The sequence below is a fragment of the Cryobacterium suzukii genome (genome assembly GCF_004403185.1).
In the GTDB taxonomy this organism is placed as follows: Bacteria; Actinomycetota; Actinomycetes; order Actinomycetales; family Microbacteriaceae; genus Cryobacterium; species Cryobacterium suzukii.
In genome coordinates, this window is the sequence record NZ_SOHJ01000011.1 from 430,410 (window position 1) to 442,227 (window position 11,818).

Sequence of the window (11,818 nt, forward strand, 5' to 3'; positions counted from 1 at the left end):
CACCGTCTTGCTGGCTGCCGGGCGCGCGCGACGCCGCTAACGACTCCCGATCCGCTCGGCGATCAGTGGACCGCCATCCAGCACGGGCTCCCCCGGATCGCCGATGCGCCAGGCACCAGCAACGGCCTCGAGCGCCCGGGCGAACCGCGCCGGCTCGTCGGCGCTGAGTGTAAAGAGCGGCTGGCCCTTGACCACGGCGTCACCGGGCTTGGCGTGCAGGTCAATTCCGGCGGCATGTTGCACCGGATCCTGCTTGCGCGCCCGGCCAGCACCGAGCCGCCAGGCGCCGATGCCGAACGGCAGCGCCTGCTGGTCGACCAGCACGCCGCTCCTCTCGGCGAGCACGACGTGGGTTTCGCGCGCGACCGGCAACGCGGCATCCGGGTCGCCGCCCTGCGCCCGAATCACAGCACGCCACTTGTCCATGGCGCGGCCGTCCCTAAGCGCTGCTCCCACGTCGACGCCGGTGATTCCGGCGAGCGAGAGCATCTGTTCGGCGAGGGCTACCGTGAGTTCCACCACGTCCGCCGGCCCGCCGCCGGCCAGTACCTCGACCGATTCGCGCACCTCGTTGGCGTTGCCGATGGCCAAACCGAGCGGCACGTTCATGTTGGTCAGCAGAGCGGATGTCGCCACCCCGGCATCCTCACCGAGCTCGACCATCGTGCGTGCCAGTTCGCGTGATCGCTCGATGTCTTTCAGGAAGGCGCCGGAGCCGAACTTCACATCGAGTACGAGCGCACTGGTGCCCTCGGCGATCTTCTTCGACATGATGGACGACGCGATCAGCGGAATCGATTCGACCGTGCCGGTGATGTCGCGCAGGGCGTAGAGCTTGCCGTCGGCCGGGGCCAGCCCGCTGCCGGCCGCGCAGACCACACCGCCGATCTCCTTCAGCTGCTTGAGCATTTCGGCGTTGGTGAGATTGGCCCGCCAGCCGGGAATCGACTCAAGCTTGTCGAGGGTACCGCCGGTGTGGCCTAGGCCACGGCCGGAGAGCTGCGGCACCGCCGCCCCGAACACCGCGACGAGCGGCATCAGCGGCAGGGTGATCTTGTCGCCGACACCGCCGGTGGAATGTTTGTCGGTGGTCGGTTTGCCGAGGCCGGCAAAACTCATGCGCTCACCGCTCGCGAGCATAGCCATGGTGAGGGCGCGAATCTCGCTGCGGCTCATGCCGTTCAGAAAGATGGCCATGGTCATGGCGGCCATCTGCTCGTCGCCGACATAACCACGCGTGTAGGCGTCGATCAGCCAGTTGATCTGCGGCTCGCTGAGTTCGCCGCGGTCGCGCTTGGTGTGAATGAGGTCTACGGCGTCAAAAGCTTCGATGGTGGTCATGGCGTGGGTTCCTTCACAGCGTGGTACTCGGCGAGTTGCCGCGGCCCAAAAGCATCCGGCAGCACCTCGTCGATGGTTTTGACGCCGGAGACCGTTTCGAGCAGCATGCCTGGTGCGGAGTGCTCATAGAGCAACTGTCGGCAGCGGCCGCACGGCATGAGAATGCCGCCGTTGCCGTCGACACAGGTGAACGCGACGAGCTGGCCGCCGCCGCTTCGATGCAGCGCGGAGACCAGACCGCATTCCGCGCACAGGGTGAGGCCGTAGGAGGCGTTTTCCACGTTGCATCCGCTGATCACCCGCCCGTCATCGACCAGCGCCGCGACACCAACCGGAAACTTCGAGTACGGCACGTAAGCGGTAGCCATGGCGGCGAGGGCCTGCGAGCGTAGCAAGGCCCAGTCCACCAAATCAGCCTGGATCATGATTTTATGTACGGCTTGCCCGATGCGGCCGGCCCACGCGAGCGGCCCACCAGCCCGGCGACGGCGAAGATGGTCACGAGGTAGGGCAGCATGAGCATGAACTCGCTCGGCACCGGCGAGCCGATGATGCTCAGTACGCTCTGCAGGTTGCTCGCGAAGCCGAACAGCAGCGCCGCGAGTGTCGCCCGAATCGGATCCCAACGCCCGAAGATCACCGCAGCGAGAGCGATGAAGCCCGCGCCCGCAGTCATCTCCTTGCCGAAGGCTCCGACCGACCCCAGCGTGAAGTACGCGCCGCCCGCCCCGGCGATCGCGCCGGCGAGCGACACGTTCCAGAATCGGGTGGCAGCCACCTTGATACCGACTGTGTCAGCGGCTTGCGGATGCTCCCCCACGGCTCGCAAACGCAGGCCCCACTTGGTATGGAAAATACCGAAGTACACCGCGATGACAGCGAAGTACATGATGTATACGATCAGGGTCTGACGGAACAGCACCGGGCCCAGAATCGGAATCTCACTGAGGAACGGAATGTTGATGCGGTCAAACTTGGGCGGTTGGTTGAGGGTCGCCGCGTTCGGGGCCAACAACTGCGTGAACAGGAAGCCGGTGACACCGGAGACCAGCACGTTGAGCACCACACCGACGATGACCTGGTCAACGAAGTACTTGATTGAGAACGCCGCGAGTACAAAAGCCACGAGTACTCCGGCCAACATGGCGGCGAGCAGCCCGAGCAGCGGCTGCCCGGTGATGCTCGCGACGAGCGCCGAGGTGAACGCGCCGGCGAGCAGCTGCCCCTCGATGGCCACGTTGACGACGCCGACCCGTTCTGAGATCACACCGCCGAGGGCACCGAAGATGAGCGGTACGGCGAGGCTGAGGGACCCGAAGAGCAGGCCGGGAATCGGAATCGACGCGCCGGCTGACGCCCAGGCCAAAAAACCAAGCAGCAGCAGGAATGCGAACACACCGATAAGCCAGATCGGTGTCTTGCGCGAATTGCGCACGAGCCAGGCGCTGCCGGTCGCGATGGCCAGCAGCAGCACTGATATCACGATGCCGGTCGCCCGGGTCGGAAAGTCAACGGTCGGCAGCTGGATTAGGTCGGAGGTCGTGGACAGCACCATGGTGCTGATGCCGTCTCTCCCAAACGCGACGAGCATGATCGCGCCGAGTACGGTGAATATGCCGAGCGCGATCGGCGTTTTCCAGCTGCGGATGACCGCGGTCGCCGGGCCGTCGTCGGGCGGGGTCGGCTGGGTGGGCAGGCTGACGGGGGCAATGGTGCTCATTTCGCTGCCACCTCCGTGACGATGATGGGGCGCGGACGGCGCGGGGTGTCCCCCGGCGTCGGCAGGCGGAAGATAGCGCGCACCAGCGGTGGGGCCGCGATGAACAGCACGATGAGGGACTGTACAACGAGGACGATATCAATGGGCACGCCTTCCGCGGCCTGCATCGAGAAGCTGCCGGCCTTGAACGCTCCGAAGAGGATGCCCGCCACGAAGACTCCCCAGGGCCTGGACCGTCCGAGGAGCGCGACGGTGATCGCGTCGAAGCCGATGCCGGAGTCGACCGTGGCGCCGAACCCGCTCGTGGTGGTGCCGAGCACCTGGTTGATGCCGGCCAGGCCGACGAGGCCACCGGAGAGCAGCATGGCGTACACATACATGCGCTGCACACTGATGCCGGCAACGCGGGCGGCGTTCGGGTTCTCCCCGACAGCGCGAAACTGAAAGCCCAGGTTGGACCGAGACAGCAGCCACCAGGTGAAGATGGTGGCGGCAATCACGAGGATGAAACCGAGGTGCAGGTTGTAGTCCGCGCCGAGCAGTTCGGGAAAGACTGCCGTTTCTTTGCTGGCCGGACTCTTGGGAGTGTTCGATCCCGGAGTCCGCAGGAATCCCTCGCGCAGCAGGTAGCTCACGAGGTAGAAGGCGACGTAGTTGAGCATGATCGTCGTGATCACTTCGTGCGCGCCCGTCCGGGCCTTCAACAGACCGACGATCCCTCCCCACAGTGCTCCGCCGAGAATGCCTGCAACGAGCGCCGCTACCAGGTGGATGCCGTACGGCAGGTCGACCGCGAAGGCCACCCAGCCGCCGATCGCGGCGGCAATGAGCATCTGGCCGCGGCCGCCGATGTTGAACAGGCCGACACGGAAACCGAGGGCAACGCCGAGACCGGCCGCGATCAGCGGGGTTGCGAAGACGAGCGTCTCGGTGAAGGGGGTGATCCCCTCCGCGAAGCTGTCCCGACCGAAGTTGTAGATCGACCCCTGGAACAGAGCAGAGTAGGCCCCGGAGACGGCGCCCCAGACGTTACCGAGCAGGTCGCTTGGTCGGGAGAAGAAGTAGCCGGCCGATTGCTGCACGTCGTCATTGGTGGCGGCGATCATGACGGCGCCAACGAGCAGGGCGAGCACGACGGCGAGAACCGAGATTATGGCACTGCCGCTCGTGATCTCACGGAACACGCCGTGCCAGCGGGATTCCGCATCGGTTTGCGGCCGGTCCCGCCGCGACGCGGGCTTGATGGCCTGACCTGCGGGCGGAGTTGCCGACCCCGGCGGAGTTTGCGGCGGGGTGTCGCTCATGCGGCGGCTCCTTCGGTCGGTGCGGGGGGCAGAGGTGCGGAAGAATTCGGTGCCGGCTCTCCGGCCATCATCAGGCCGAGAACGGCACGGGGCGTGTCCCCGGGCACGATGCCGATGATTCGGCCGCGGTACATGACCATGATGCGATCGGCGAGCGCGGCGACCTCGTCGAGTTCGGTCGAGATCACGATGACCGCGGCGCCGGCGTCGCGAGTCGCGACGATACGCTCGTGCACGAACTCAATCGAGCCCACGTCGAGTCCACGGGTCGGCTGTGCAGCGATGAACAATCGAAGCTCGCGGCTGAGCTCCCGCGCCAACACGACCTTTTGCTGGTTACCACCCGACAGGCGCCCGACAGGCGTGTCAATGCCCTGCGAGCGCACGTCGAATTCTTTGACCTTGGCGGTGGCGAATTCGGCGAGCAGCGCGAGTTGCAGGTTAAAGCGTTTGACGAACGGCAGCGCGTGGGAGCGGTCGAGCATGAGGTTCTCGGCGATTGTGAACCCGCCCACGAGGCCGTCTTCGGTGCGGTCTTCGGGCACGAAGCCCACGCCGGCGTCGAGCACCTGGCGCACCGAGTGTCCGCGCAGGGTTTTTCCATCGAGGGTGATCTCACCGACCACGCGCGGCTGCAGGCCCATCAGGGCTTCGGTCAGTTCGGTCTGTCCGTTGCCCTGCACTCCCGCGATGGCGAGGATTTCGCCGGCGGCCACGGTGAAGCTCACATTGTTCACGAGCACCTGGCCGCGCGGGTCGATCACGGTCAGCCCCGACACGACGAGGGCGGGCTCGCTCGGCGTTGCGGGCGCTTTGTTAACGGTGAGGTCGACGGCCCGGCCGACCATGAGCGAGGCGAGCTCTTCGTTGGTGGCGGTCGGACTGGCTTCGCCGACGACCTTTCCCAGACGGATGACCGTGATGCGGTCAGCAACTTCACGCACCTCGCGCAGTTTGTGCGTGATGAAGACGATGGAGGTTCCGGCGGCCTTGAGCTGGCGCATGATGGCCATGAGTTCGTCGGTCTCCTGCGGCGTGAGCACGGCGGTCGGCTCGTCGAAGACGAGCACCTTCGCGTCTTGGGAGAGCGCCTTGATGATCTCGACCCGCTGCTGCACACCAACGGGGAGGTCTTCGATCAGGGCATCCGGGTCGACGGCGAACCCGAATCGATCGGAAATTTGCTTGACCCGCACGCGCGCAGCCGCAAGGTCAAGCCGCCCACCGGCCTTGGTCTCTTCGTGCCCGAGCATCACGTTCTCGGCGACCGTGAACACGGGAATGAGCATGAAATGCTGGTGCACCATTCCGATGCCGGCCTTCATCGCATCGCCGGGCCCCGCAAAATGCGCGGCTTTATCGTCGAGCAGAATCTCACCCTCCTCGGCCCGGTACAGGCCGTAGAGCACGTTCATCAGGGTGGATTTGCCGGCACCGTTCTCTCCGAGCAGGGCGTGGATCTCTCCGGCCTCGACCGTTAAATTGATGCTGTCGTTAGCAACGAGGGCGCCGAACCGTTTGGTGATGCCGCGAAGTTCAAGCTTCATAGTCTTCGATTCTATGCGTGCGATTGCGGCCCACGAACGGGGTCACGGTGAACGAAATCGGGGAGGTCAGCCTGCGCTGACCTCCCCGATTTTACTGTGAGAAGCGGATGCTGCCCCGAGCCCGCGTGGACCCTGCCGAGGCGACCGATCCGGTCTTCTACTGCTGCGGAGTGGCTTCGGACTCGATGACGAGGGAGCCGTCGATGATCTGCGCCTGCAGTTCTTCGATCTCGGTCATGATCGTCGGGTCGACCTTGGACTCCCACTCGTGCAGCGGAGCGAGGAGTACACCCTCGTTTTCAAGGGTGCCGACGTACGGCGTAGCGTCGAAGTCACCGGCGGCAGCATCGGTGATGATGAGCTGCGTGGCATCCGTCATCTGCTTCATCACCGAGGTGAGGTACAGCGCGGCGAATTCGGGCGTGGTCTCGAACAGGTCGCTGTCGACGCCGATGATGGCGACGTCCTTGCCGGAGTCGTTGATGGCCTGAGCCGTGCCCTGGAAGAGCGGTCCGGCGACGGGGAGGATGATGTCAGCGCCCAAGCTGATGAAGTTCTCACTCGTGGTCTTGCCCGCAGCGATGTCGTCGAAGCTTCCGGCGAACGCGCCGGTCTGAGTGGCCTTGTCCCAGCCGAGCAGCGTGACGTCGGTGCCCTTGGCTTCGTTGAAGTAAGCGATGCCGTCGGCGAAACCGTCCATGAAGATCGTGACGGAGGGGAACTGCAGTCCGCCGTAGGTAGCGACAATGCCGGTCTTGCTCGTTCCGGCGGCGAGGTACCCGGCCAGGAACGCTGCCTGCGCGGTGTCGTAGAGTACCGGCTTGACGTTCTCGAGCTCGAGCGGCGAGAAGTCGTCGTTGCTGAGCGCAGAGTCGATGATGGCGAAGTTGGTTTCGGGGTTGTCGATCGCGGCGTCTCGGGTGGCGTTGGCCAGGGCGAAGCCGACGGTCAGAATAAAGCTGCAGTCCTGATCGATCATGCTGGTGACGTTGCTGGCGTACTGGTCTTCGGCGGTGGACTCGGCCTGATTGAAGTCGACGCCGAGCTCGTCGGCCGCGGCCTCGATGCCGGCGAAGCTCGACTGGTTGAAAGACTTGTCGTTGAAGCCACCGAAGTCGGAGACGATGCAGGGTGTGAAGTCGCTGGCGGCGGCGGAGTTGGTGTCGTCGGTCGTGGCGGGCGCCTGAGCACAGGCGGCGAGCATGGCCACAGTGCCGAACATGGCAAGACCACCAAGTACGGTCTTACGGGTCGAAATTGTCAAGAGGACCTCCAGGGTGCTGCCCAGCGAGATCGCACGGGCGTGGTGCGCTCCACGTTACCGAATGTAACGCTGCGCGGATGAGCATTGTGGGGGCGCGAGCGAGTCGTTACCAACCCGCGACATTGTGGGTACAAATCTCCCCTATTGGGGCGTACTCGGTCCCGTCACGGTGAGAGTCCCCGCTATGATGGCGGCCCGAATCTGCTCCAGTTCGTCAGCCAGGTCGGCCGAGACCCGAGCGGACTGATCGTGGAAATCGGCGATTTCAACGCCACCGTTGGCGAGTGTGCCCACGTACGGTGTGTTGTCAAATGTGCCATCAAGGTCGTCGCTGATGATTTCAACGACCGCGTCCTGGGTGTTCTTTAGCACGCTCGTCAGCAGCACCGTCCGATATTGGTCGGGGAGGGTGTCGTAGCCGTCACTGTCGACCCAGATGATGGCGACGCCGTCATTTTCGATGGCGGCGGCAGCTGCGCCCTCGCCGACCTGGCCAGCAACGGGCATGATGACGTCGGCGCCCTGATCGATGAGACCCTGGGCATAAGACTTGCCCTTGTTAATGTCGTCGAAATCGCCGGTGAAGGACCCGTCCTGTGCGGTTTTGTCCCAGCCGAGCACAGTGACGGCCGCACCGTGGGCGGTGTTGTAGGCGGCGACGCCGTCGACGTAGCCGTCCATGAACAGCGTCACGGGCGGCTGGTTTCCGCCGCCGAAGGTCCCGACGATGCCGGTTTGGCTCACGCCGGCCGCGAGGTATCCGGCGAGGTATGCTGCCTGGGCCGTGTCGAACACGATCGGCTTCACGTTGTCGGCGTCGACCTGCTCGTCGACGATCGCAAAGTGCACGTTGGGGTTGGCCGTGGCCTGTTCGAGTGTGGCGTCGGCAAGCTCGAACCCGACCGTGAGAATCAACTCACACCCGGTCGCGACCGCCTGGGTCACGTTGGGGGCGAGGTCGGCCTCTGCCGTTGAGACGATCGCGTCCACGTCTATGCCGAACTCGACTGCCGCAGCCTGGAGGCCCTCCCAGCTTGACTGGTTAAAGGAGCGGTCCTCCAGCCCCCCGGAGTTGGTGACCATGCGCGCGCAGTAGTCCGGTTCCGGGCTCTGCGCGGTCCGCTCCGGTGCCGGCGCACAGCCAACGAGCACGGCGACGGATGCCGCCACCACAGACAGCAGTGCAGCGTTGCGTGTACGTGTGGTGCGGCGGGTCATGGCGCTCCTTTGCAGCAGTGCTTACGATACCGGTACGGGCCTAGAGCACGTCGCTCGACCCCGAAAGCTTCAGCGCGTCGACGACCGCCTTGACCTTCTGGGCGTTCGCGCTCGTGGTGACCAGCAACGCGTCGGGCGTGTCGATCACGACAATGTCTTCGACGCCGATCAGCGCGATCATGCGGCCGGTGTGGCTGACCACGATGCCGCTCGACGAATCGGCGAGCACCCGTGCTCCCTCGCCGAGGATGGCAAGGTTGGCTTTGCGTCCGCCCGAGTGAAGCTTGGCGATCGAGGCGAAGTCCCCCACGTCGTCCCAGTCGAATTGGCCGGGAATCACGACGAGCTTGCCGGCGGCGGCGGCCGGTTCGGCTACCGAGTAGTCGATGGCGATTTTCTTCAGGCGCGGCCAGACTTGATCGACGACGGCGCCACGGGCCGGGGTATCCCAGGCGGCGGCCAGTTCGAGGAGCCCGGCGTGCAGCTCGGGCTCGGCCGCCGCAATCTCGGCCAACAGGCGGTCGGCACGGGCAATGAAAATGCCGGCATTCCACAAGTAACGGCCATCGGCGAGGTAGCGCTCAGCAACATCGGGGCTGGGCTTTTCGACGAAGGAGTCAACGGCCAGGGCGCTCGGTGCCCCATCGATGGCCAGAGAAGCGGCGCTCTTGATGTAGCCGAAGCCGATCGCGGGCTCGGTCGGCTGTATGCCGATCGTGACGATGTAGCCGGCATCCGCTGCGACAACCGCCTCCATCACCGCCGAGCGAAACAGCGCGTCGCCCTTGATGACATGGTCGGCGGGGAACGACCCGATGATCACGCCGGGTTCACGCAGTTCCAAAATCGCCGCGGCGAGGCCGATCGCGGCGGTCGAGTCGCGTGGTTCACTCTCGAGCACGACGTTCGGGTCGGTCAGTTCGGGCAACTGCTGTTCAACGGCCGCACGGTGCGCCCGCCCGGTGACGACCATGATGCGCTGTTCGTTCGAGAGCGGAACGAGGCGATCCCAGGTGTCGCGCAGCAGGGTGTGTCCGGACCCGGTGAGGTCGTGCAGAAATTTGGGGGCGTCCGCCCGCGACAACGGCCACAGCCTCGAGCCGATGCCGCCGGCGGGAATGACGCTGTACAGGCGGTCGATGGGATCAGTGGACGTAATCATTGCCTCAGACTATCCGGCGCCCGCACTACGACGGCCCGCGACCATTGTTCATGCGCCCGTTACTCGGCGGCAATGCTCGTTACCTACTCTCAAACCATGCGGATCGCAGTAATCAGCGAAAGTTTTCTCCCCACCGTGAGCGGTGTGACGACGAGCGTCTGCAGGGTGCTCGAGCACCTGGCCGCCGCCGGTCACGAGGCCATGGTCGTCGCCCCCCACGGCGCCCCCGCCGAGTACGCCGGTTTTCCGGTGCACACCGTCTCCGCGGTCAATTACCGCGATTTTCCGGTCGGCATGCCGAGCCCGCAGGTGCAGAAACTGCTCGCCGATTTTCGCCCCGATGTGCTGCACGCAGCCTCGCCGTTTCTGCTCGGCGCCCAGGGCATCAGCGCCGCCAACCGGCTCGACATTCCTTCGGTCGCGATCTTTCAAACGGATGTCGCCGGCTACGCACACCGAAACCACCTCGGCCCCGCCACGGCCCTGGCCTGGCGGTTTGTGAAGTGGGTGCACGAGGGCGCCACCCGCACTCTCGTTCCGTCGTCGTCGTCAATGGCTGCCCTGCTGCGCCTCGGCGTTCCGCGCCTGGCGATGTGGACTCGCGGAGTCGACCTTGCCGCGTTCCACCCGAATCTGAAGAGTGACCCGGCGGTGTGGGCCCTCCGGGAACGGATCGCACCGACGCCCTCCGACGGAGCAGCGCCCGACGTGATTGTCGGGTACGTCGGCCGCATGGCCCCGGAGAAGCAGGTGGAGCGACTGCGGGCGCTGCGCGGGGTGCCGGGCATCCGTTTGGCTCTCGTCGGAGACGGGCCGAGCGTCCCTTCCATTCGGCGCGCTCTTTCGGGTATGCCGGTCACCTGGCTGGGACGCTTGTCGGGCCGCGAACTTGCCGTTGCCTATGCGAGCTTTGACGTGTTCGTGCACGCGGGCACCGAGGAAACCTTTGGACAGACGCTTCAGGAAGCGCACTCCGCCGGCCTGCCCGTAGTCGCCCCGCGCGCTGGCGGACCGATCGACCTCGTGACGCACGGCGTAAACGGCTACCTGTTTCGGCCGGACGACGACGGCGACCTGCGGCACTGGGTGTGCCAACTCGTGCGCGACCCGATGCTGCGGGCACGTATGGGCGAAGCCGGGCGTCGCGCAGTGCTCGGGCGCTCCTGGCCGACGGTCTGCGCCGAGCTGGTCGAGTACTACGAGCAGGCCGTCGACGAGCGACTGGCCGTACGCGCCGACACACACGTGCCACCTTCGATGCAGCGTTAGGTCACCCTAACCGGCACGAGCGGGCGGACCGCTTGTAGACTAAGGACATGTGCTTATAGCGCATTCTCGGTCTCACTAAAGAGCCATTATTCAGCCAGGGAGGGTTGTTCATGCCACAGACGGCAGGAACCCTAGATTCTCAGCAGAAGACGACGTCACGTCGCCCCGCCGGCACCCTGTATCGGGGTAACACGGGCATGTGGTCGTGGGTGTTGCACCGCATCACCGGCGTCGCGATTTTCTTCTTTCTGCTCGTTCATATTCTCGATACGGCGCTCGTGCGAGTCAGCCCCGAAGCGTACAACGCGGTCATCTCGCAGTACCAGACGCCGATCATGGGTCTCGGTGAGGTCGCACTCGTCGGCGCCATCGTATTCCACGCGTTCAACGGACTGCGCATCATTCTGATCGACTTCTGGAACGCCAAGTACCAGCGCGTGCTGTTCTACGTCGTCATCGGCCTCTGGGTCGTCACCATGCTGGGCTTCGTGCCGCGCCACCTCATCAACGTGTTTAGCCACTAGGGGGCGACAATATGACTTCAACAATCGAAGCTCCCCGCAGCCCGTATAGCCGCAGCACGAAAAAGAGCGGTGTCAACTGGGAAAAGTGGGGCTGGATCTACATGCGTGTCTCCGGCGTCGTGCTGGTCGTGCTCATCTTCGGCCACCTGTTCGTCAACCTGTGGGTCGGTGAGGGCGTCAGCGCCCTGAACTTCGCGTTCGTCGCCGGCAAGCTGACCGACCCGTTCTGGATGGTCTGGGACATCCTCATGCTCTGGCTCGCCCTGATTCACGGCGGCAACGGCATGCGCACCCTGGTCAATGACTACGCCACCTCGCGGATCAGCCGCGGCATCCTGAAGATCGCGATTTTGGTCAGCGTTGTCGCGCTGATCGTGCTCGGCACCCTCGTGGTATTCACCTTCGATCCCTGCCCTGCCGGTGCGCCCGCCGACCTCGTGGCCTCATTCTGTAAGTCCCTCTAGGAGCT

General features: G+C 65.0%; 11 protein-coding genes. 3 read left to right on the top strand and 8 right to left on the bottom strand.

Annotation, left to right across the window (positions count from 1 at the left end; genetic code table 11):
- Nucleotides 1–36: 36 nt before the first annotated feature.
- From E3T39_RS11700 to E3T39_RS11735, 8 genes are all read right to left on the bottom strand, one after another.
- Nucleotides 37–1,341, bottom strand: coding sequence for a thymidine phosphorylase (locus E3T39_RS11700; protein ID WP_134515466.1), 1,305 nt, complete (start codon nt 1,339–1,341; stop codon nt 37–39).
- On the bottom strand, nt 1,338–1,766 hold the full coding sequence (locus E3T39_RS11705) for a cytidine deaminase (protein ID WP_134515468.1): 429 nt from the start codon (nt 1,764–1,766) through the stop codon (nt 1,338–1,340). Before E3T39_RS11705 ends, E3T39_RS11700 begins: the two co-directional genes overlap by 4 nt.
- Nucleotides 1,763–3,061, bottom strand: coding sequence for an ABC transporter permease (locus E3T39_RS11710; RefSeq protein WP_134515470.1), 1,299 nt, complete (start codon nt 3,059–3,061; stop codon nt 1,763–1,765). The genes E3T39_RS11705 and E3T39_RS11710 overlap by 4 nt, the downstream gene beginning before the upstream one ends.
- Nucleotides 3,058–4,365 (bottom strand): ABC transporter permease, encoded by a 1,308-nt coding sequence (locus E3T39_RS11715; RefSeq protein WP_134515472.1) that lies wholly within the window; start codon nt 4,363–4,365, stop codon nt 3,058–3,060. Before E3T39_RS11715 ends, E3T39_RS11710 begins: the two co-directional genes overlap by 4 nt.
- Nucleotides 4,362–5,912, bottom strand: a complete 1,551-nt coding sequence (locus tag E3T39_RS11720; RefSeq protein ID WP_134515474.1) for an ABC transporter ATP-binding protein — start codon at nt 5,910–5,912, stop codon at nt 4,362–4,364. The genes E3T39_RS11715 and E3T39_RS11720 overlap by 4 nt, the downstream gene beginning before the upstream one ends.
- A gap of 157 nt (nt 5,913–6,069) precedes the next feature.
- Nucleotides 6,070–7,176 carry a BMP family lipoprotein gene (locus E3T39_RS11725; protein WP_166784113.1) on the bottom strand — a complete coding sequence of 369 codons (1,107 nt, stop codon included), beginning with the start codon at nt 7,174–7,176 and terminating at the stop codon, nt 6,070–6,072.
- Nucleotides 7,177–7,317: 141 nt separating this feature from the next.
- Nucleotides 7,318–8,394, bottom strand: a complete 1,077-nt coding sequence (locus E3T39_RS11730; protein WP_134515476.1) for a BMP family lipoprotein — start codon at nt 8,392–8,394, stop codon at nt 7,318–7,320.
- A 40-nt stretch (nt 8,395–8,434) separates the two neighbouring features.
- Complete coding sequence (locus E3T39_RS11735; RefSeq protein WP_134515478.1) at nt 8,435–9,556, bottom strand: mannose-1-phosphate guanylyltransferase; 1,122 nt, start codon at nt 9,554–9,556, stop codon at nt 8,435–8,437.
- 96 nt (nt 9,557–9,652) lie between these two features.
- Here E3T39_RS11735 and E3T39_RS11740 point away from each other — a divergent pair, with 96 nt between their 5' ends.
- The 3 genes from E3T39_RS11740 (at nt 9,653) to E3T39_RS11750 (ending at nt 11,813) form a co-directional block, all read left to right on the top strand.
- Nucleotides 9,653–10,825: a glycosyltransferase family 4 protein gene (locus E3T39_RS11740; RefSeq protein WP_134515480.1), complete on the top strand. Its 1,173-nt coding sequence runs from the start codon at nt 9,653–9,655 to the stop codon at nt 10,823–10,825.
- Nucleotides 10,826–10,935: 110 nt separating this feature from the next.
- Nucleotides 10,936–11,349 carry a succinate dehydrogenase, cytochrome b556 subunit gene (gene sdhC / locus E3T39_RS11745; protein ID WP_104191172.1) on the top strand — a complete coding sequence of 138 codons (414 nt, stop codon included), beginning with the start codon at nt 10,936–10,938 and terminating at the stop codon, nt 11,347–11,349.
- An 11-nt stretch (nt 11,350–11,360) separates the two neighbouring features.
- Complete coding sequence (locus tag E3T39_RS11750; RefSeq protein WP_134515481.1) at nt 11,361–11,813, top strand: succinate dehydrogenase hydrophobic membrane anchor subunit; 453 nt, start codon at nt 11,361–11,363, stop codon at nt 11,811–11,813.
- Nucleotides 11,814–11,818: the final 5 nt, after the last annotated feature.

Bases quoted from the DNA above. Each gene is read 5' to 3' on its own strand.
- E3T39_RS11750 (WP_134515481.1), top strand. From the start codon at position 11,361: ATGACTTCAACAATCGAAGCTCCCCGCAGCCCGTATAGCCGCAGCACG.
- E3T39_RS11715 (WP_134515472.1), bottom strand. From the start codon at position 4,365: ATGAGCGACACCCCGCCGCAAACTCCGCCGGGGTCGGCAACTCCGCCC.
- E3T39_RS11735 (WP_134515478.1), bottom strand. From the start codon at position 9,556: ATGATTACGTCCACTGATCCCATCGACCGCCTGTACAGCGTCATTCCC.
- E3T39_RS11710 (WP_134515470.1), bottom strand. From the start codon at position 3,061: ATGAGCACCATTGCCCCCGTCAGCCTGCCCACCCAGCCGACCCCGCCC.
- E3T39_RS11720 (WP_134515474.1), bottom strand. From the start codon at position 5,912: ATGAAGCTTGAACTTCGCGGCATCACCAAACGGTTCGGCGCCCTCGTT.
- E3T39_RS11730 (WP_134515476.1), bottom strand. From the start codon at position 8,394: ATGACCCGCCGCACCACACGTACACGCAACGCTGCACTGCTGTCTGTG.
- sdhC (WP_104191172.1), top strand. From the start codon at position 10,936: ATGCCACAGACGGCAGGAACCCTAGATTCTCAGCAGAAGACGACGTCA.
- E3T39_RS11705 (WP_134515468.1), bottom strand. From the start codon at position 1,766: ATGATCCAGGCTGATTTGGTGGACTGGGCCTTGCTACGCTCGCAGGCC.
- E3T39_RS11700 (WP_134515466.1), bottom strand. From the start codon at position 1,341: ATGACCACCATCGAAGCTTTTGACGCCGTAGACCTCATTCACACCAAG.
- E3T39_RS11740 (WP_134515480.1), top strand. From the start codon at position 9,653: ATGCGGATCGCAGTAATCAGCGAAAGTTTTCTCCCCACCGTGAGCGGT.